At 42.0% G+C, this 20,815-nt stretch carries 21 protein-coding genes and 1 tRNA gene; 7 read left to right on the plus strand and 15 right to left on the minus strand.

The features are described from left to right. The first annotated feature begins 277 nt into the window (after positions 1–277). The 4 genes from V5M37_RS23695 (at position 278) to V5M37_RS23710 (ending at position 3,293) form a co-directional block, all read left to right on the plus strand. The gene (locus tag V5M37_RS23695) at positions 278–973 is read left to right on the plus strand and encodes an MgtC/SapB family protein (protein ID WP_423799382.1); all 696 of its coding nucleotides are present in this window, start codon (positions 278–280) and stop codon (positions 971–973) included. Positions 974–1,054: 81 nt separating this feature from the next. After that, a tRNA-Ala gene (locus V5M37_RS23700) sits at positions 1,055–1,127 on the plus strand. A gap of 301 nt (positions 1,128–1,428) precedes the next feature. Further along, positions 1,429–1,755 (plus strand): DUF485 domain-containing protein, encoded by a 327-nt coding sequence (locus V5M37_RS23705; protein WP_423799383.1) that lies wholly within the window; start codon positions 1,429–1,431, stop codon positions 1,753–1,755. Continuing rightward, on the plus strand, positions 1,755–3,293 hold the full coding sequence (locus V5M37_RS23710; protein WP_378582649.1) for a solute symporter family protein: 1,539 nt from the start codon (positions 1,755–1,757) through the stop codon (positions 3,291–3,293). Before V5M37_RS23705 ends, V5M37_RS23710 begins: the two co-directional genes overlap by 1 nt. Before the next feature lie 27 nt (positions 3,294–3,320). Here the strand turns inward: V5M37_RS23710 and V5M37_RS23715 are convergent, their stop codons facing one another. Both V5M37_RS23715 and V5M37_RS23720 read right to left on the minus strand, forming a co-directional pair. Then, positions 3,321–4,574 carry a DEAD/DEAH box helicase gene (locus tag V5M37_RS23715; protein WP_423799384.1) on the minus strand — a complete coding sequence of 418 codons (1,254 nt, stop codon included), beginning with the start codon at positions 4,572–4,574 and terminating at the stop codon, positions 3,321–3,323. Between the two features lie 138 nt (positions 4,575–4,712). Further along, a complete protein-coding gene (locus V5M37_RS23720) occupies positions 4,713–5,078 on the minus strand; it encodes an SCP2 sterol-binding domain-containing protein (RefSeq protein WP_423799385.1) in 366 nt (121 codons plus the stop codon). Positions 5,079–5,293: 215 nt separating this feature from the next. Between V5M37_RS23720 and V5M37_RS23725 the strand changes: the two genes are divergently transcribed. Beyond that, positions 5,294–6,178, plus strand: a complete 885-nt coding sequence (locus V5M37_RS23725) for a selenium metabolism-associated LysR family transcriptional regulator (RefSeq protein WP_423799386.1) — start codon at positions 5,294–5,296, stop codon at positions 6,176–6,178. Positions 6,179–6,250: 72 nt separating this feature from the next. On the opposite strand, the gene V5M37_RS23730 is transcribed toward V5M37_RS23725, so the two are convergent. Genes V5M37_RS23730 through V5M37_RS23740 form a run of 3 tightly spaced genes read right to left on the minus strand, consistent with a single transcriptional unit; the run spans position 6,251 to position 7,982 of the window. Then, complete coding sequence (locus V5M37_RS23730; protein ID WP_423799387.1) at positions 6,251–7,387, minus strand: zinc-dependent alcohol dehydrogenase; 1,137 nt, start codon at positions 7,385–7,387, stop codon at positions 6,251–6,253. A gap of 15 nt (positions 7,388–7,402) precedes the next feature. Further along, a complete protein-coding gene (locus tag V5M37_RS23735) occupies positions 7,403–7,762 on the minus strand; it encodes a spore coat protein (RefSeq protein WP_423799388.1) in 360 nt (119 codons plus the stop codon). 16 nt (positions 7,763–7,778) lie between these two features. Further along, on the minus strand, positions 7,779–7,982 hold the full coding sequence (locus V5M37_RS23740) for a spore coat protein (protein WP_423799389.1): 204 nt from the start codon (positions 7,980–7,982) through the stop codon (positions 7,779–7,781). 136 nt (positions 7,983–8,118) lie between these two features. On the opposite strand from V5M37_RS23740, the gene V5M37_RS23745 reads away from it, so the two are divergent. Further along, positions 8,119–8,325, plus strand: a complete 207-nt coding sequence (locus tag V5M37_RS23745; RefSeq protein ID WP_423799390.1) for a hypothetical protein — start codon at positions 8,119–8,121, stop codon at positions 8,323–8,325. After that, a complete protein-coding gene (locus V5M37_RS23750) occupies positions 8,322–8,633 on the plus strand; it encodes a spore coat protein (protein ID WP_423799391.1) in 312 nt (103 codons plus the stop codon). Before V5M37_RS23745 ends, V5M37_RS23750 begins: the two co-directional genes overlap by 4 nt. A gap of 25 nt (positions 8,634–8,658) precedes the next feature. Here the strand turns inward: V5M37_RS23750 and V5M37_RS23755 are convergent, their stop codons facing one another. The 10 genes from V5M37_RS23755 to V5M37_RS23800 form a co-directional block, all read right to left on the minus strand. Next, on the minus strand, positions 8,659–10,143 hold the full coding sequence (locus V5M37_RS23755) for a class I adenylate-forming enzyme family protein (protein WP_423799392.1): 1,485 nt from the start codon (positions 10,141–10,143) through the stop codon (positions 8,659–8,661). A gap of 281 nt (positions 10,144–10,424) precedes the next feature. Further along, on the minus strand, positions 10,425–11,327 hold the full coding sequence (locus tag V5M37_RS23760; RefSeq protein WP_423799393.1) for an alpha/beta fold hydrolase: 903 nt from the start codon (positions 11,325–11,327) through the stop codon (positions 10,425–10,427). A gap of 5 nt (positions 11,328–11,332) precedes the next feature. Further along, entirely contained in the window at positions 11,333–12,343 is a 1,011-nt protein-coding gene (locus V5M37_RS23765; RefSeq protein WP_423799394.1) for a 3-oxoacyl-ACP synthase, read from the minus strand. 14 nt (positions 12,344–12,357) lie between these two features. Beyond that, positions 12,358–12,537, minus strand: coding sequence for a hypothetical protein (locus V5M37_RS23770; RefSeq protein WP_213117939.1), 180 nt, complete (start codon positions 12,535–12,537; stop codon positions 12,358–12,360). Positions 12,538–12,549: 12 nt separating this feature from the next. Then, complete coding sequence (locus V5M37_RS23775) at positions 12,550–13,548, minus strand: branched-chain amino acid ABC transporter permease (RefSeq protein WP_423799395.1); 999 nt, start codon at positions 13,546–13,548, stop codon at positions 12,550–12,552. 4 nt (positions 13,549–13,552) lie between these two features. Continuing rightward, complete coding sequence (locus V5M37_RS23780) at positions 13,553–14,413, minus strand: branched-chain amino acid ABC transporter permease (RefSeq protein ID WP_423799396.1); 861 nt, start codon at positions 14,411–14,413, stop codon at positions 13,553–13,555. Positions 14,414–14,430: 17 nt separating this feature from the next. Beyond that, positions 14,431–15,138 carry an ABC transporter ATP-binding protein gene (locus tag V5M37_RS23785; protein ID WP_213144447.1) on the minus strand — a complete coding sequence of 236 codons (708 nt, stop codon included), beginning with the start codon at positions 15,136–15,138 and terminating at the stop codon, positions 14,431–14,433. Then, positions 15,135–15,890 (minus strand): ABC transporter ATP-binding protein, encoded by a 756-nt coding sequence (locus tag V5M37_RS23790; RefSeq protein WP_423799397.1) that lies wholly within the window; start codon positions 15,888–15,890, stop codon positions 15,135–15,137. Before V5M37_RS23790 ends, V5M37_RS23785 begins: the two co-directional genes overlap by 4 nt. 188 nt (positions 15,891–16,078) lie before the next feature. After that, positions 16,079–17,275, minus strand: a complete 1,197-nt coding sequence (locus V5M37_RS23795; RefSeq protein ID WP_423802677.1) for a substrate-binding domain-containing protein — start codon at positions 17,273–17,275, stop codon at positions 16,079–16,081. A 154-nt stretch (positions 17,276–17,429) separates the two neighbouring features. Continuing rightward, positions 17,430–20,669, minus strand: coding sequence for a BTAD domain-containing putative transcriptional regulator (locus V5M37_RS23800; RefSeq protein WP_423799398.1), 3,240 nt, complete (start codon positions 20,667–20,669; stop codon positions 17,430–17,432). Positions 20,670–20,815 lie beyond the last annotated feature (146 nt).

Raw genomic sequence — 20,815 nt, forward strand, 5'->3', positions numbered from 1 at the left:
TGAAATGATTTTAAGTTCTCCACCTTTATATCCATTAAAAAATATTATCAACCTCAAGAAACGAATTTTATCCTTGTAATTTCATCCTTAAGAAATATTAGAAGCATATTACAGATTCTAGACTGCAAATACATAAAACAAACAATAATTGTATATGTAATTAATGAAGCGTACACTTTTGTTCTTCCATATTGCAGTCCTTTATGCAAGAATCAGAGTATATATAATAACAAATGGGTTTTCAAAAACGAATAATATATAAAATGGACGTGAATTTATGAGCAGCTTGGATTTAGATATACTGATGAAATTAGGAATTTCAGCTGTATTCGGTCTAATTATTGGCCTTGAGCGAGAATTAAAAAGAAAGCCAGTAGGATTAAAAACAAGTCTCGTCATTTCAGTTGTCAGTTGCTTGCTGACAATTGTATCTATTGAATCGGCTTATATGTTCCCTGATTCAAAGGGAGTTAGAATTACTATGGACCCTTTGCGGCTGGCGGCACAAATCGTCTCGGGAATTGGTTTCCTTGGAGCAGGTGTCATTTTAAGACGAGGCAATGACAGCATTTCCGGGCTAACTACTGCTGCCATGATTTGGGGGGCTGCCGGTATCGGGATTGCCGTAGGAGCGGGATTTTATTTAGAAGCATTCGTCGGCGTTGCCCTACTTATAATTAGTGTAGAATTTATCCCTGCCGTTATGAAAATTTTTGGACCAAAGCAATTACGGGAAAAAGAAATCATGCTTCAATTATTTATTCGAGACCAGGATCAGATTGAAAAAGCTATATCTTATTTACTTGAGAAAAAATATATTTTGCGCAGAATACGGATTAAGGATCTAGATAACGGTGATCACCTGGTACAAATTTTAGTTGCTGTTGACTACCGCGAAAAAACAACAGATGTATATACGGCTGTTTCCGATATAGAAGGTGTTAAAAAAGTGGAAATTGAAAGCATTAGTTAAAAATAATTTTTTGTGATTCTCTAAATTTCCTCTTGCAATTCGCTCGTAATGCAGATATAATTTTTCTTGTACTAATCCATCGGGGGCTTAGCTCAGCTGGGAGAGCGCTTGCATGGCATGCAAGAGGTCGTCGGTTCGATCCCGATAGTCTCCATCATTATTCAGAAAAAACCTTTGCAACTGCAAAGGTTTTTTTTATTTCTCAAAAGTTAATAAAAAATTTCCAAAATAAGAAAATATTCCCTTGCAACTATGATTCTCTTAAAATTATAATAAAAAACGTAAAATATTTTCAAATTTTAGAAATATCTGTAATCAAAAGGAGGGAAATCTCAAGCCTATTATCAGAAGCTTTATAACACCTTTTGCCCCTGCATCATTACCTGTCATCATCTTTTTTATCTTAATTCCACATTCCTTAATCCAGTGGTTTATACGAAAGGGGGAGCTTCTCTTTGGAAGCTAAAAAAATAAACGCTCAAACTGAAAGCGATTACAGTTCTATTGTCCAGTCTTCTTCGTTTCAGACATTACTCTCCGAAAAGAAAAAATTTATAATTCCATTTACTATCTTCTTTTTCTGTTTTTATTTTGCCTTGCCAATCTTAACCTCATATTCAACGATACTTAATACAAAATTTATCGGAAATATTACTTGGGCATGGGTATTTGCTTTCCTTCAGTTTGTTATGACATGGGGTTTGTGCATGCTTTATTCTAAGAAAGCGGCAAGGTTTGATGAGTTATCATCCCAGGTCATTCAAGAAAGGGGGAATAGCTAATGAATACCCCTGCATTCCTTATGTTTCTTGCCATTGTTCTCGTAACGCTGGTCATCACCTATTTCGCTTCCAAGAAAACTAAGAATGCCAGTGAATTTTACACGGCTGGCGGAGGCCTTACCGGCTGGCAAAATGGACTTGCCATCGCAGGTGACTATATGTCTGCAGCATCTTTCCTAGGAATTGCCGGAGCTGTAGCCCTGACCGGCTTTGATGGATTTTTCTATAGCATTGGGTTTCTAGTGGCTTACCTTGTCGTTCTTTATTTGGTAGCGGAACCGTTAAGAAACCTTGGCAAATACACTTTTGCCGATATGATAGCGGCTCGTTTTGATGCCAAAAAGATCCGCGGATTCGCCGCCATGAATACAATGACGATTTCTATTTTTTATATGATTGCTCAGCTGGTCGGTGCTGGTGCACTTATTAAATTATTATTAGGATTGGAGTATACAACCTCTGTCTTAATCGTCGGGGTGTTAATGACGGTATACGTTATCTTTGGCGGAATGCATGCAACAAGCTGGGTGCAAATCATTAAAGCGATCCTGTTAATGGGCGGCACCTTCATTATTTCTATGATTGTTTTTGCCAAGTTTAATTTCAGCCTTACCGATATGTTTGCCCAAATGAAAACGGCAACTCCTTTAAAGGAATCCTTCCTAAATCCAGGTGTAAAGTACAAAGACGGCCTGGATACATTATCTCTAAATATGGGGCTTGTTCTTGGAACGGCAGGGCTTCCGCACATTCTTGTCCGCTTCTTTACCGTAAAGGATGCCAAGACGGCACGCTCGTCTGTTGTTTATGCTACTTGGGTTATTGGAATATTTTACGTTATGACCATTTTCCTTGGTTTCGGTGCTGCAGCATTTGTCGGCAATGAAAAAATTATTGCTGCCAACCCAGCCGGAAATATGGCAGCTCCTTTATTAGCTCAAGCAATTGGCGGTAATATGTTGTTTGCCTTTATTTCTGCGGTGGCGTTTGCAACTATTCTTGCTGTTGTTGCAGGGCTGGTGCTGACAGCAGCTTCAGCTTTTTCCCATGACTTTTACAATGAAATTTTGAAAAAAGGAAAAGCAACCGAAAAGCAACAGGTATTGATGGCCCGTTACGCAGCCATCGGGGTTTCTGTCGTATCCATTATTCTTGCCTTAGGCGCACAGACGCTGAATGTCGCCTTCCTTGTTTCGCTCGCCTTTGCTGTTGCAGCTAGCGCGAATTTACCTGTCATTCTATACACTATCTATTGGAAACGCTTTAATACAACCGGCGCGATGTGGGCGATGGTTGTCGGTCTAATTTCAGCTATCGGCTTAGTGCTGATCAGTCCGAATGTATTTAGCCCGGAAGTAGGTAAAGCTATTTTTGTAGGGAACCCATTATTCCCTTACACAACACCAGGGATAGTTTCCATTCCGCTTGGTTTCCTTGCTGGTTACCTTGGAACCATCTTTTCCAGCCAAAAAGCTGATGTTAAAAAATATGAGGAAGTCCTCGTTAAATCCAATACAGGGATTGGTTTAGGAAGATAAAATATATAAAGGTTAAAAAAAACCCCATTAATGGGGTTTTTTTCTTGCAAAGTTCTTCTTCTGATGTTTTCTTTCACCATTTTTCTTTTGATGAACATTTTTCATTTGTTGTCCATCTTGTCGTTTTTTTGCAGAAGTGTCCCGCTGAGTTTCTTTTTCCTTATTCGAATTCCCTATATTTTGTTTATTTATTCTAATATTTAGCTCTTTTTCAATTAAATCAAGAGTCGGCCTGTCCTTTGTAGAATAAAGGGTGATAGCTAGTCCTTTCGTCCCTGCCCGTCCGGTCCTGCCGATTCTATGAATATAACTCTCGGGATCCTGAGGAATATCGTAATTAAACACATGGGTTACACCTTCTACATCAAGTCCTCTTGCTGCTACATCGGTGGCAATTAGCAATTGAATTTCCGCATCCCGAAACCGTTTCATGACCTGCTCTCGTTTTGCCTGTGACAAATCACCATGCAACTCATCGCAGGGAAATCCATGGCTTTTTAGAATTTCATAAAGTTTGGAAACTCTCCGTTTTGTTCGGCAAAAAATCACTGCTAAAAATGGCCGATGCGTTTCAATTAATTGGATAAGAGTTGCCTGCTTCGCACGGTCAATCGTATGAATGGCAATCTGTTTCACATTGTCAGCTGGTCCCTGAACTTTTTCGACTTGAATATATTCCGGGGTCCGCATGTATTTATTGGCAAGCTTTTTAACCTCAGGAGGAATTGTTGCTGAGAAAAGCATGGTCTGCCTGCTTGCGGGCGTTTCTTTAATGATATCCTCAACCTCGCTGAGAAACCCAATATGAAGCATTTGGTCTGCTTCATCCAGAACAAGATAAGATACATTCGCTAATTGGATTGTTTCCCTTCGAATATGGTCGAGAAGCCTGCCCGGAGTCCCAACAACAATCTGTGGATGGTTCTTCAATTTCTTTAATTGTCTGTCAACATCTTGCCCGCCATAAACAGCTAGAACATTAATATCATCCAAATCATGAATCAATTTCTCAATTTCATCCGTAATTTGCAAAGCCAATTCTCTCGTTGGCGTCACAATAAGGGCTTGAATATGACCGTCTTTTCGATTCAATTTTTCAAGGATGGGCAGGATAAAGGCCAGCGTCTTGCCAGTACCTGTTTGTGCTTGGGCAATTGTATCCATGTCCTTCATAATAATCGGAATCGCCCGGTGTTGAATCGGTGTTGGGGTTGCAATCCCATACCCGCGTAATTTATCCACTACTGTGGTTGAAATCCCTAATGATAAAAATTCTGACAAATAACCGCCTACTTTCTGTATTACCTTCCACTAATAATGATTGTTTTCCACAATAATTTCAATTATTCATTTGCGAAAATTGAATTTACCAGCAAAAAAGCAAAAGGCTGCTGAACTATCTCAGGCAGCCTGGTATTTTTATAAAGGTTCTTTTAGATTATATTTTTTGAGAATGCTTTCTATTTTCAAACCAGTACTTACGTCACCTTTCACCTTCACTTTTCCTGTCAGCAGGGCCATCGTACCGCTCATTTTACACAAAACAAATTTTTTGAAGGTATCATAGTTTAAAGACATCGTCACGTTAGGGGCAACTTGGACTCCTTCTTTAATTGTTAATGTACCATCTTGAAAATTATGCTGATAGGTTGACGGCATCTGGTCATACACATCGTATTGAACAACAGCGTTAAAGCCTTGGATTGGACCGGGATTTTCATTAAAGATTTCTTCAATTCTTGCCATTAAATCCGTTAAAGAATACTCTTGAATCGCCTTTTCCATTTAGGAAGTCCTCCTTTAAATAGACCTTTAATTCAATGATACTGTTTCGTATTGCAAGGATAAAGTGACAATTTTATGAACTCTTTAAAATACCTAATAAAAAAATTAGCTGCTTGAAATATTGGATTCATAAATATCAATGATATATTTAAACTATCTATTAATTCGGGTACCAATTATCGATTTTCACGAATGAAACATAGGAGGAACTCTCGTTGGATTTACACCAGTTATATGTGTTTACAAAGGTGGTTGAACATAAAAGCTTTTCGAAGGCCGCTGAGGATATTTTTCTAAGTCAATCTACTGTCAGTTCCCATATTCAGGCCTTGGAAAAAACATTGAATGTACAGCTTTTTGATCGCGTTGGCCGTGAAAGTATACTGACTCCCCACGGTGAGCGGCTTTATCAGTGGGCGCTTAAACTATTGCTCTTAAAAGACCAGGCTTTAATGGATTTAAAACAAGGAATGACTGAACTTCGAGGCATGATTCGGGTTGCCGCAAGCTCGGTGCCGGGGCAGTTCCTTCTGCCGAAAATGGTCAAGAGTTTTAGAGAAGGTTACGAAAATGCCATGTTTCATATTAGCCAGTCCTCCTCAAAAAATGTCGTGGAAAAAGTACTAAACGGATCCGTCGAAGTTGGGGTCTTAGGAGAAAAGTATGAAAGCGATAAACTTCACTATATACCGCTATTAAAGGAGAAGCTTGTTCTGATTACAGCAAATGAACGAAATATAACAGAACCGGTAAACATTCAAGAGATTTTGAAGTATCCATTTATCATGAGGAACTCCGAGTCTGGAACAAATGCCATTCTTGAAAGGGTTCTAAAGAAACATAAAATATCAAAGGATAAATTGAATATTATTGCTTATACAGATTCCAGTCAGAGCTTAATACAGTTTGTCATACAAGATATTGGCATCTCGATTATTTCCGAAATAGCCGCACGAGAATATGCTGCCCAAAACAGACTTAAAATGTATGAAATTCCTGGATTTGATGAGGAAAGATACTTTTATCTCACCTATAACATCCATAAAACTCAATCCATCCTAGCCAAACTATTTATTGAAAAAGCCGCTGAATTGCTCTAAAAAACTTTGACGGGGGGCATGCCCCCGCTGCTGTAAAGTATTACGTTCGCAGTTCCCAAGTTCTTTAATGATTTAAGGTTTAAGGATGACTTTGATGCAGTCCTCGGTTTTAGTATCAAATACTTCGTAACCGTGCTTGGCTCGGTCTAGTGGAAGAACGTGTGTGATAATGTCAGATGGGTTAAATTCCCCCCTGTTTACCATGTCATACAGAAACGGCATGTAAGGTATTACCGGTGCCTGTCCCATCTTAATATCCACATTGCGCTGAAAGAAATCCCCCAGCGGAAAGGCATTGTATCTGCCGCCATAAACTCCGGTAAGTTGTACCGTACCGCCTTTTCTTACCGCCTGGCTGGCCATAACAACCGCCCCCATCGCCCCGCCGTGCAGTTTCATCCCTGAAGCTAGGAATTCCAATGGGGTCATTTTCCCATCCATCCCTACTGCATCAATGACAATATCCGCTCCGCCTTGGGTGATTTCCAACAAGTAATCCCCGACATTTTCATGATCCTCAAAATTGACAATTTCCACTTTATTCGTGCGTTTTGCGTGCTCAAGGCGGTAGCCCACATAATCTACAGCAATAACCCGTTTTGCCCCTTTAAGCCAGGCAAATTTTTGCGCCATTAAGCCAACCGGGCCGCAGCCAAGAATAATAACAGTATCACCGGATTTTACACCTGCATGGTCCACACTCCAGTAGGAGGTCGGCATAACATCTGCCAGTAAGACCAGTTTTTCATCCTCCACTTCACAGTTTTCCGGGATTTTGAAGGGTGTAAAGTTCCCAAACGGAACCCTCATATATTCTGCTTGACCGCCGGCATACCCGCCCGTTGTTTCCGAATAGCCGAAAAAGCCCGACCCTTGACCATGCGGGTTACCGTTATCACATTGACTTGTCAGGTCGTGAGTACAATACCAGCAGTGCCCGCAGCTGACATTAAACGGAATGATGACCCGGTCTCCTTTTTTTAAGTTGGTTACCTCCGGGCCGACCTCCTCGACAATCCCCATCGGTTCGTGACCGATCACATAATCGGTAGGCAAATTCGGAATCATCGCATGGATGAGATGTAAATCAGAGCCGCAAATCCCCGAGGTGGTGATTTTTACGATAATATCATCAGCATTTTTAATGGACGGGTCCTTCACCTCCCTGATCTCTACATTTTTTATACCTTGGTATGTAACAGCCTTCATTTATTATTCACCTCCCTATTTGTTTGGAGTTGCAAACATCCCGCGGCGATCTGTGTCACTAGGATATATGTCCAACTCCGCAATCTGTATGGCGGTTTCTGCCGCTTTAAGATCGACCGGAAACTGTTCTTTAACGCTATGGGGATTCAACCATCCCTTTTTTATCATTAACTCTGAAATCTCCGTGTGCAAATCAATGGCCGCTTCCATTTGCCGATGTAAAGTCCTCCGCAGCTCCGGGTTGGCTGTTTCGGTAATGGCAAAGCTATAGGTGCGAATACCATTTTTGATACCCAGTAAAAAGTCCATCGCAATTGCCGAATCAGCCAAATTCGGCATCCCTTCCGCATTCCTTGGGTCTAAAAAGTCCTCCATTCCATTCACCTCACTTTTATTGCAGTAACTGGCTTTGTTTATAAAATTGGAGTAACTCATTCATATCTTGAATGGACTGCTTAACATCCTTTACCATTAAGGCTTTTAATTCGTTATCAAAGCAGACACCTTGCATTAATTTTGATTTCAATAAGCAGACAGTTTTAAAATTTATTAATTCATGCGTTTCCATCGTTTCATGCAAAGCCAACCTGTCCATGGATTCACCTCCAATTTGATACTTTGTTATTTTCTCCATAGGGCAATTTCTTTTATGCAAAACCAGAAGGTGTATAACAATCAGGAAGGATAGAAACGATAAACAAGAACGATTAGGTACGATTGGGGGGAGTTATGTGATTAAACGATTAGCACTCCATGAAACTGTGGATCTCCATGAAATAATCGCTTTTAAAAATCTTTGCCTTACGAAAACGGCAACAATGAGTAAATTGGCGCAGGATGAGGAGCTTCAGGCCATTCTTACGGCTGATACCGCTGCAGGAATCCGGCACATCGAAAGGCTAAAGGAGTTTTTAACAAATCGGGGGGAAAATGAGTGAATCAATTAATCCAAAACCTGATAGGCATGGGCGGATTGACAGACCAGGTCATCGCGACCGATTTTCTTATTTCAGCCAAAGCGGCTATAAGGAATTATGCTGCAGCGATCACAGAAACCGCCACACCTGAATTAAAAGCGGCACTGCGAGAACAGTTAAACGAAGCAATCGCCACGCATGAAAAAATAACAAACTATATGTTGGCAAAAGGCTTTTATCATCCACATGATTTAAGTGAACAATTGAACCTTGATTTAACTGTTGCGGACACGGCCATAAATCTTGCGCAAAAAATGGGTCAGCAATAGAAAAGGAGAACACTGAGGTTCTCCTTTATATTTTGATAGCCATTTCCTTTAATTTCTTTTTATCAATTTTTCCCACATGGGTTTTAGGAAGTTCATTTACTTGAATAAATCTTTTAGGAATTTTATAACGCCCCAGTTTGGCTTCACAATATGTTTTTAGTTCGCCTTCAGTTATGCTCCATTCCTTAAAAACTATAAAAGCAGCTACCACTTCGCCCCATTTTTCGTCTGGCAGGCCGATGACAGCAGCCTCTTCGATAGCTGGATGCTCCGCAAGCCAATGCTCAATTTCCAAGGGATAAATATTTTCGCCGCCAGTGATGATCATATCCTTTTTCCGGCCGACAATATAATAATAGCCCTGTTCATCCCTTCTGGCTAAATCCCCTGTGCGGATCCAGCCATCCGTCATTGTTTCGTTCGTCGCTTGCTCATTATTCCAATAGAACGAAAAAGCATGCTTGCCCCTGATTAATAGTTCGCCGACTTCGTTTGCTGTGGCTTCCCAGCCATTTGTTTTTTCAAGAGTGATTGAATTAAACATCATGGGTTTGCCGACTGATCCGCGCTTTAACTGCGCTTCCTCGGGGCTTATATAAAAATTATTCGGCCCTGCTTCTGTCAACCCATACCCCTCTTTAAAGGCCAAGCCCTTTTTTTGAAACGCCTCATAAATTTGCATGGGACATGGCGCCGCCCCAGATAAGAAGATTTTCATCGAAGGAAAATGACTGCTTTTAAATTCTTCCGATTGGATTAACATATGATACATCGTTGGCACTAGGAGAATAATTGTACATTGGTAACGATTGATGGATTCTACCGCTTCTGCCGCATCAAAATGGTCACCAATGACAACGGTCCCGCCCATCATAAGGATAGGAATGCTTAACGCATTCAAGCCGCCGGTATGAAACATGGGCATATAATTGACGGTGACATCTTGATCCGTCAGCCCCCAGCTCAAAATAGAATTTATCCCATTCCAGAGGATGGATCGATGGCTTAATACAACGCCTTTTGGCTTCCCGGTTGTACCGCCCGTGTAAATCATCGCTAATGGGTCGGTTTCAGATATTTCTTCTACTATTTGAAGAAATTTAATTTCAGAATAGTTAGAGCCTTCGACCATAAAAGAGTGTGGTTTTTCCTCAGGAAGCTGATCATATATATGAATAAATTGTTCATGTACCCCGATCAGAATCGGTGTGCAGTCCTGCAATATTTCGTTTATTTCATGAACCGAAAGCCTCCAGTTCAGTGGTACAAAAATGGCGCCAATTTTTCCGCAGGCAAATAATAAATCAAAATAGCATATATCGTTTGGGGCCAAGAGAGCAACCCGATCGCCTTTTTTTACGCCTCTGTTTTGCAGGTTTGCTGCCGTATTGTTCGCCCGTGCGCTCAATTGTCCGTAAGTCCAAGTCTCGTTAGTCTTAACATCGATTATGGCAGCTTTATTTGGCGATAATCTCGCTCTATTTTCCAGCCAATCCAGTTCCCACCTCACCAAAACTCGCTCCTTCACTACTAGATGGTGCTATTTTAGCCGGGAATGGTTACAGAGGAGTTACAACAGAAGCGGAGTCTAGATTATAGGAAAGGGTTATCAACACTTTTCGGATTATATCTACAATTCTTTAAAGATATCTACGAAATTAATTAGGATATCTACAATTTTTAAAAATTTATCTACAAATTTAAGGAACATATCTACAAAGTTCACAATGTAGACAATAAATCGAAGCGTCAAAAAAAACGCCCCCCCCAAAGGCCGTTTTCACTAACTTATTATACCTGCACTTCCCTCTCCAAAAACTTCGTCATTGCATCCAACAATTGCGGCAGGTCATCTACTAATGGGGAGTGTCCGCAGTTTTTCAATTCCACATAGGTCGCCTTATCTCCCAAATCTGCTAAAAGCTCATTCGTCATTTCTCTGGCAATAACCATATCCCTTTCACCATATAAGACCAGAACAGGAACATGAATGTCGTCGACCTTGCCATTTCCAGGAACAAGTCCATTATGAAAATGGCTGATATTAAAGGTATTGTTGCAGTGATGGACTTCAGCCAGATTACGCTGCGTCCGCATGTCCTGAACATACTCATCATAAAGATCAGGTGCCGGCTGGTTGTGAGTGTAAATGACTGCGTTCCAAATTAATTTCAATAACGCGACATCATTGGTATCATAGGCGGCTTGCACAGGAACGGTGCGGACGAGGTCCCGCTTTATCTCTTCATGCAAGGTAAATCGGCGCGGCTCATCAGCATCGTTCAATTTTCCGTCAAACGGATAACCCCTAGTAGATTCAGATGCTAATAAAACCAATTTATTGCAATAACCTGGATAATCAGCGGCGAATTGCATACCCACAGCACCTCCGGTTGACCAGCCGACAAGCGCAAAGTCTTTCAAACCAATCGTGTCTACAAACAGCTTGACATCATCAGCGAAATCCTTAATCGACATAATTAGGTTGTTATAAGTAGACAGGCCGAATCCCCGCAAATCAACGGCAAACAATTTATATTTCTCATCCATATTTTCAAGAACGAGATCCCAGTGCTTGGATGAAGTCATATTACCATGAACTAATAATACCTTTATTTCTCCGCCTTCCCTTTCCCGGTAGAAAAGCGTTTCTCCGTTTGAAAGCTCGACACTCTTCACTGATACGTTTACCATCTCTATCATCCCTTTCCCCATTTAATGGCTGTCGCTCCCCACGCATAGCCAATCCCGGCGCTGACAAAAACGACAAGATCGCCGTCCTTCACTTTCTCTTCCCGTAAAGCCAGCTCCAACGACAAGATTTGATCTATCTGCCCAATATGACCGTAATCCTCCAAATAAATTGCCTGCTCGTCGGACAAGCCCATTTCTCTTAAAACATATTCATGAGCAGATTTTTTCATGTGAAGAATCGCTAAATACGCAATATCGTCCACTGTATACCCACTCTTCCGAACCGATTCGCGAATGACTTTTAAAAAATTGCTCATTGATTTTTCCTCAAGACGCTGTTTCATCCCCTCAGGATCAAGTACATCGAGCATGTTCAAGCGTTTGGCAATCGCCTCGCTCGAGATTGGATGTATAGTGCCGCCGGCAACGACGACGACGTCCTCGGAAAAAGAACCATCCGTCAGGATTACCGTATCAAGCAAAAGATTTTCCGAATAATCCTTTTGAAGAAGAATGGCCCCGCCGCCAGCGCCAAGATTATACATAAATCTTGTTCTAGGGTTCTCGTAATCTATGAAATCAACATTTCGGTAACCCCCGGCAAGAAGAACCGTTCGTATACCTGGGTCAGAGAGCATCATGCTTTTCGCCACCTTCAACGCCATCACGGTTGTGCCGCACCTTAAAGCCGTATCAAACGCCCAGGCATTAAAAGCGCCGATTGCTTCCTGCAGCTTGATTCCCGCCGTCCAGAGTGGATATTCCTTATGCTCCTCACCGATATAAATGACGAGGTCAATATCCAAAGGATTAAACGAGGCCTTCTCAAGCGCCTTTCTTGCAGCAAGGATGCCCATTTCACAGGTATGGTCATCTGGACCTGGAATATGCTTTTTCCTAATCCCCATTTTTTCTTCCACAACGGCCACTGGAATGCCTGCCTTTTCGGCGATTTCCCGACCAGTCATTGTTTTTTCCGGCAAGTATATCCCTGTACTGACTATGCCTATTTGCAAAACGATCACCTACTCTATGAATCTTCCGCAATTTCCTTCATAAACGACATCGCCTCTTCAATCGTTTCGAACAAAGTTTCCCGGTCTTCCTGTACATGGGTCACTTTAATCCTCCAGTGCCGGGACCCAGTCTCCTTTTCGACTGCAGCTAATTGAAAACGAACGACAAAGGAGGTAACTTGATTCGTATCCATCGCCGCCTCCTTCTAGCCCGCCAGCTTTTCTTTTTTATTGACTGCCTGCTGCTTTTTCCGCTTCCAGGTTATGGTCCTTAACGTACCGACAATTCCTTTCGGGAAAAACATGACCACTAAAATATAAATAATGCCAAAAAAGATAATCCAGCGTTCAAAAATCCAATGCTCTTTCGCCAGCTCTGTCAGCCAGTCATGGGCAAATTCAATTAATCCAGCACCGATCATCGCACCATATAGTGTGCCGACACCGCCGATAATCGTCATTAACAACGCATCCAATGTGATGTCCATCGAAAAAACACTTGTATTGACAAACCGTAGTGACATCGCATAAAGAATACCCGCTACACCGGCTAATACTCCGGAAACGATGCTTGCGGCAATTTTATAGTGGAGGACATGAAAGCCAAGTGACTCGGTGCGCTGCTCATTCTCGCGAATCGCTTGAAGCACCCGTCCCAATGGTGAATTGGTAAACCGCTTTAAAATCATAAACACCGCCGCCATAATCAGCAGACAAATCAAATAGTAATCGGTCCGGTCAATAAATTGCTCCGGAACACGAAATGTAAAGCCATCATTCCCATGGGTCAGGCTCCGCCATTTTTCTGCCGCTACTAGAAACAATCCCGATAAAGACAACGTTAACATCGCATAAAAGTGGCTTTTTAAGCGGAGCGTCAAAAGCCCGACTAAAAAGCTGACCATCGCCGTTAAAGCAAGTGTAGCCAATAGTGCAAGCAGGAAATTCAGCATCGTCGGCTCAAATCGCTTCATAAAAATCCCAATCGAATAAGCTCCGATTCCAAAAAACATCGCGTGACCAAAAGAAACAATACCGGTAAAACCAAGGAGCAGGTCATAGCTCATTGCAAATACCGAAAAAATAAATATTTGCGTTAATAAAATCATCAGATTACGAGATTCATAGACAAATGGCAAGAGGAAGAGAAATGCTGCAACTATCCAAAATAATGTTGTCCCCTTATTGGTTCGTAACCACTTCATATTCTCACCCCTTTGCCCCAAATAGCCCTTGCGGCCGAATAATCAATACAACTGCCATCAACAGCATATTAACAGCAAGCGACAAATCCGGAACATAGTACGCCATAAACGAACCGGACAGCCCCACCAGAATGGCCGCCAAAATGGAACCACTGAAATTGCCCATGCCCCCGATGACTACCACGATAAAGGCTAAAATGGCAAACTCCATTCCCATCCCGGCATGGATGACTCCGGAATACGGCCCCAAAAGAACTCCACCGAGAGCGGCCATTCCTGAACCAATCATAAATACAAACATAAATACCTTTTGAATATTAATACCTAATGCCTGGACCATTTCCTTATTCATTACGCCAGCTCGGACGACAAGGCCGATTTTCGTTTTTTTGAGCAAAAATTGCACGCACGTATAAATAAGCAGGCCAGCCAAAATAATAAATACCCGATATTTAATGATAATCACGCCGCCTAGTTCCCAGCTTCCCTTTAAATAATCCGGTGGCGTGGCGGTAATTTGATTAGGTCCCCAAATCACCTTCAGCATTTCCGAAAGCACAAGCATGAGCCCAAGTGTAATTAAAATTTGCTGGACATGATTGCCGTAAACCGGTTTGATAATCCATTTTTCCGTGATGATTCCCAAAAGGAATCCGGTCAGGATGGCACCGGCAATCCCAATCAGAAAGCTCCCCGTTTTTCCATAAATCCATAAACCGCTGTAAGCACCCCAGGCAAATAGCCCGCCATGGGCAAAGTTCAATACATCCATTAACCCAAATATTAGCGTTAACCCGGCCGCCAGCAGGAAAATGAGCATCCCTGTCGCCAGCCCATTTAAGGCCAAATTGAAGAATAAATCCACAAAGGTCTTCCCCTTTCCTAGGCAATCCCTAAATATTTTCGTTTCTTTTCCTCGTTTTCTTTCAATTCCTGCATTGTTCCATGGCTTACTGTCTGGCCGTCATCAATAATGTAATAACGGTCACCGATCGTACTCGCCATCATGAAATTTTGCTCGACCAAAACAATGGTTGTCTGCTCCTTCATTTGGGTAATGGATTCCATCACCTTTTCCACAACGATTGGAGCCAATCCCTTACTCGGCTCATCGATTAACAGCAATTCATTCTCATTAATATAGGCCCTGGCAATGGCCAGCATTTGCTTCTGCCCGCCACTTAACAGCCCTCCTGGCTTTTTCCAAAACTTTTTCAAGTCGGGAAACAGCTCCAGGATCCAATCCATTCTCTTCAAAGTTTCTGTATTTTCCTTTTGCATTGCCACCTTCATATTTTCCTCAACGGTTAAGCCTGAAAAAATCCCTTGGTCTTCCGGTACAAAACCAATCCCTTTTTTGGCAATGGTATAGGGGGCAAGAGTCTGAATGGACTCCCCTTTAAAGATCACACTTCCTTTGGAAGCAGGCGTAAACCCCATGATAGTCCGTAAAGTGGTCGTCTTACCTGCTCCATTTCGGCCAAGCAAAACGGTCACTTCTCCCTTTTTCACTTCCAACGAAACACCCTGAAGAATATGATATTGGCCAATATGTGTTTCTATGTCCTTTAGCTGCAGTAGTTCGCTCATTCGTATAGCCCTCCTAAATAGGCCGACTGAACCGTCTCATTTTTCATGATTTCCTCTGGCGTGCCGTCAGCCAGAAGCCTGCCGTTAAACAAAACCATGACAGAATCGGACAAATCTAAAATCATATCCATTTTGTGTTCAATTAGAATGATGGTTCGATCCCCTTGCTGCTTAATCCGCTTGATGACTTCCAAAATCGCCGGAACCTCCTCCAGGGACATCCCCGCGGTCGGTTCATCCAGTAGCAAAACCTCTGTTTCCAATGCTAGCAGCATGGCAATTTCCAGCTTCCGCTTTTCACCATGGGCAAGGTTAGCGGCAAGTGAGTCCTGTTTGTCATCGAGAAGCACCAGCCTCAGCCATTCCAGCGCCTTCTCTTCAAATTGGCGATATTTTTTATAATGAAAGAGCATTTGATAGCGGATTCCCGCCTGCGATTGGACAGCGAGCCGGACATTTTCCAAAACGGTTAAATTGGGAAATACATTTGTAATTTGAAAGGAACGGCCAATTCCTGCCCTGGTTCGTTTCGTCGGTGAAAAAGCAGTGATGTCTTTCCCCCGGTAATAAATTTTCCCTTTTGTCGGCGTAAGCTGCCCGCTTAATAGATTAAAAAAGGTCGTTTTTCCGGCGCCATTCGGCCCGATAATTGACTTAAAGTTTTTTTCAGGAACTGTTAATGTAACGGAATCAACCGCGGTATGGCCGCCAAAGGTTATCGATAAATCATTTGTTTCAATCAATGCTGCCAAACATATCACCACCTTAGATTACAAATAGGAAGAGGGGGACCCGATTAAACCTTAATCCCCCCACTCACCTGTGAAATTTATTTAGCTAATAGGAAATTAGAAATTTTTCCAAAATTTCTAACTTCCTAACGCATAAATTCAACTACGCCTCTGTCTTCGTCCTATCGGACTCGCCAATCGGCGAGTTTTCATTTATTACGGATTGGCGGAGCGGTTTCCTCAGGAGTCAGCTCGCGCATTAATACCGGAACCGGATAATTCACGCCATCCTTTTTCTCAAGCTTAATCGCATATAATGACTGCAGTGCCTGGTGATCCTCAGGTCGGAAGGTCATTTTTCCTTTCGGTGTTTCGAAGCTCATTCCTTCCATCGCTTTAATCAATTTATCGGCGTCAGTATCGCCTTTTGTTTTCTTGACAGCTTCCACAATGGAGATCGCCGCACTCATACCTCCTGGTGTAAATAGGTCGGGAACCTCATTGTTAAATTTCTTTTTATGTTCAGCGACAAGCCAATCATTGATTTTATTTTTTGGCAGATCATGATAATAGACAGTGAAGCCTTCCATTCCTACAAGCGGCGCCATTGTAGATAAGGCCGCAATATCCGGTGCTCCGGTTGAGATTTTGATGCCTTTTTCCTGAACCTTCATATCGGCAATCTGTTTCCATGGAGAGTTAGCACCCGCCCAGACTACGAATAGGTAATCAGGTTTGGCATCAATGATTTTTTGAATATTAGAGGTAAAATCCGTTGCTGCCGGATCCGCATATTCTTCCTTTACAATGTCAGCTCCTAATTTCTTAGCCGCTTCTTTAAATGCTGCTACCCCGTCACGTCCAAATGAATAATCAGGAGCTAGGGTCGCAATTTTGACACCCTTTTTCGCGATGGCTGCTGCACCTGCAACTGCGTCCTGTGAAGAGTTCCGTGCTGTTCGGAAAATATAAGGGTTGAACTCGGATCCAGTAATCGTATCCGCTGCAGCTGGTTCAACCACCATAATTCTTTTATATTCCTCAGCCAGCGGAAGTACTGCTAATGTATCAGCCGAACTAGACGATCCAACCAAGAAATCTACCTTGTCTTCTTCTAATAGTTTCGTTGCTTTTTGTACAGCTACTTCCGGCTTCGTTTCGGTATCTTCCACATAGAATTCAATTTTTCTGCCATCCACTTCCATCTTTCCGTCTGTAGCATATTGTAGTCCCAGCTCAAAGCCTCTTAATGTTTGTTTACCGTAGGACTCCAAGGCTCCAGTTTTTGATGCAAGCACACCGATTTTAATTGGGGCTTTATTTTCTTCCTTCTTTCCACCGTTGTCCTTCTGCTCTGATGATGATTTGTCCGAGCTGCATGCACTGGCAAACAGCATCACAAACATTAGTAATCCTAAAAATGCCCATCTTTTTCTGCTTCCCTTCACATCTCTTCCCCCTTAAAATTTTTCAGGTCAATCATGGAAATGCTTTGACTTCATCATAGGAAATAGGAGTTACAAAGAAGTTACAAAAAAAACAGCCTTTTTTTTCAGGCTGTCAGATTGGCTGTATATAGCTGTCAGATTCCATAATCATGTCACGCATATGCCTTGTTGGCTCAAGCGGAGAAACACCTAGTTCTTTTTCGAGAACCTCGGTGCATTTTTGATACCATTTTAAGGCCTGCGGCCGGTTATTTTTACGATAGTAGCAGTACATGAGCAGCCGGTATGCTTCTTCCCATGTACGGTCCCGCTCCAATATTTTTTCACACCAGAAAATGGCCCCATCATAATTTTCCTGACGAACATAGGCTTGCGCCATTTTTTCCGCTCCTCTTAGGAAATAAACGAGCATCCTCTCCCTTTTGCTGATACACCAATCATCGTAGCGGCGGTCAGGCAAATACTCCCCCTGATAGAGCTTTAAGCCCTTTTCCAAAAAAAGCTGCCCTTTCTCAGGTTCTGCTGCCTGAAGCCCTTTTTGAATCAAGTCCTGAAAAAGGACTGTATCCAATTCAATCACCGCCAGCGGATTTAATCCATAGAAGCTTCCTTCTCTTATCACAAAAAAAGGGGCAGCCCTTGCCTTCCGTGCGGGTTCAAGGACATTCTGCAGGCTGTTTAAGGCCACCTTGAAGTCCCGGTCAGCACTTTTTCGCTCTTGATTTGGCCAAAGGATTGCAATAATCTCTTCTTTTGAAATTAATTCACCGGTAGTCATCAATAATTGAAATAGTTCCTTTGCCTTTTCTCTCTGCCATTCCTTTTCACCGACTTCCTTATCCGCCAGCCAAATCCTGAATTGCCCAAGGGTTTGGACCCTGATGGAATAACCGGGGTGGGATTCTAAGGCGGCAATTCCCATATCCTGCAGAATTTTGGCCGCATATCCTATTTGTCCGTCTTCTTTTAAACAATCTATTAACATAGGAATGAACACCTGCAAATCTCTTGGACCAAAGACAGATCTTTTATGAAAAATGAATTCATATTCGTGTGTTTGAACAATATTTAAAAACTCAAGCATTGCTGTTCTGAATTGTTCCCGATTTTTCTCGATGTGAAAACAATAGGCCAGCCAGAAATTGCTGAGCATTTGACCAAAAGAGTCCTCACATTGTACAAACATGGTATTCGTTTGTTCCAAGTAATCCAGGGCCTTTGAGAATCGTTCATTATGAATGCAAGTGATCCCCATGCCAAGCGTAATCATGGCCGAAAGCCAAAGGTCATTCACTCTTTCCGTCTCCTGCAAAGCACGTTTTCCGGCCATCATCGCCCGTTCGAATTCCCCTCTGACGCCATATAAAATGCAAAGTCCCATTAATGGCTCTGCCTTACCACGGTCAACTTGCAATTTATCCATCAATTCTAGTGCCGTCTGATAGCAGTTTTCCGCTAACGAAGAATCATATTTATTCAAAATTTGAACAGCGTGCCCCATCCTAATCCACCCGCAGGCCTCCACAAATGGAGCCTTCAAGCTGATTCCCTGCTGGATGCCTGCCTGGGCAAGCTCCTTTGCTTTATTCCCTTCTCCTGTAAAAGCCTCGATAATGGAAAGCAATAAGTCAATTTCACGGTGTGCCTGCGGCAGGGAAGAAAGTTGAACATTCTTCACTTCAGCTTTTTTCATATATAGAAATTTCTTTGCTTCCTCAAACCGTCCTGTTCGTAGATACAATCTTGCCTCGAGGCTTCCGTCAAGCTTGGAAATAGTCGACTCCTTGGCTTTTTTTAGCCAAACCTCCGCTTTTTTTGCTTTCCCGGAGTTAAGCAGATTCTCGGATAATAATTCATAAAGTCTGCCGCTCTCCTCCACGGGGCTACTGCTTTTTTCGCGGTGGGCAATCGCTTCATATAAAAGCTGTTCTGCACGCTGAGGCTGAATCGTGTCCAAGTAAATCTTTGCTTTTCCTTCTAAAGCCCTGCTCATTCCGAGGAAGTCAATTCTCTTCCGGGCTCCTTCATAAGCCTCTTGATAACATTCTTCGGCATCAAGATATTGGGAACGGTATCGGTATACCTCCGCTTTCAATAGCCAAAGAAGATAGTAGGTATCGAACTCATCCTCAGGGATTTTTTTTAACAAATCCGCTAAGCTTTCCAATTTACCGCTTTCCAGCATGTGAAAGCCCTTTTCCTGTAATATGGAGGCAATCGCTTTAAACTGTTTTATTTTTTTGTAATGATAAAGTGCCTTTTCCCAAAGCTCCCTTTTTTCATAAAAACGAGCACATCGTTCATGCAGGAAGATAAAGTTTTCCGGATGATTCTTTTCAAAATGATTTTCTAAAAAATCCTTAAATAATGCGTGGTAACGATAATGCTTAGAGTCGACTTTTTGGATAAACAGATTTCGGTCTTTTAACTGTTCCAACATACTTGAGGCCGCTTGAATGCCGATGACCTCATCACATAATTCCTCTTCAATTTCCTCAAAAATAGATGTTTGTTCAAGAAATTGCTGAATGATGGGCGGCTGCTTTGAAAACACTTCCAAAACTAGATACTGAAAAAAGTCATGCAGGGACAGGGAAGATTGCTCAATTAAAGCGGAAATGTCCTGTTTCAAGGGAATTTGCTGGGCAATCATACATGTGGCAATAATCCATCCTTCTGTTACTTGATAAATAGCTAATAAATGATGATGCTCCACCTCCAGGCCATATAAGTCCAACAAGAGCAATTCCATTTCCTCGATGGTCAGAATTAAGTCCTCTTTGGTAATTTCCAGCAATTGTCCGCACACTTTCATTTTTGTAAGGGGCTTCCAAACCGGACGACTTCGGCTGGAGATCACAATATGCAAATTGGCGGGGATATGCTCGAGAAGATTTTCCATGAAACTATTAATGGTATAGGACTGTTCAATTTGGTGAAAATCATCCAAAATCAAAATGATTTCAGAACTGGTTTCAAGGATTTCATTAATAAACAAAGAACAGAGGAAACCTATTTCTTCATTGCGGATATAACGATCTGTGGTTTCCACAAAGGTTAACAACTCTCTGCCAAACTCAGGGGCAGCTTTTCGAATGGAATGGATAATATGAGACAGAAACGGAAGGATATCATCATCCATAGAAGAGATGGAATACCAGCAGCCATTAATATTTTCGTCCTTCATGAACAAGGCAAGTGCGGTGCTTTTTCCAAAGCCAGCCCCGGAATGAATAATAGTTAAGGGATGTTCTGGTATTTTCTTCAGCTTCCTCGTAAGATTTGCTCTTCTTAGAAACTCATCTTTCACCGCAGGAACCCGCAGCTTCGTTTGAATAATTGGAAGCTTCATACTTGAAGGCCTCCCCTTCTAAAAAAATTCCCAATTTTTACACTATTTTACCATATTGGGAGATCATAGGACGAGTTACTGAAAGATTTTTTTCTATTATAAAACTAAGGTTGCGGGAAGAAACTAAACTATCTATATTTATAAAG

The sequence above is a fragment of the Neobacillus sp. SAB-20_R2A genome, from assembly GCF_049568635.1.
GTDB classification, from domain to species: Bacteria; Bacillota; Bacilli; order Bacillales; family Cytobacillaceae; genus Neobacillus; species Neobacillus citreus.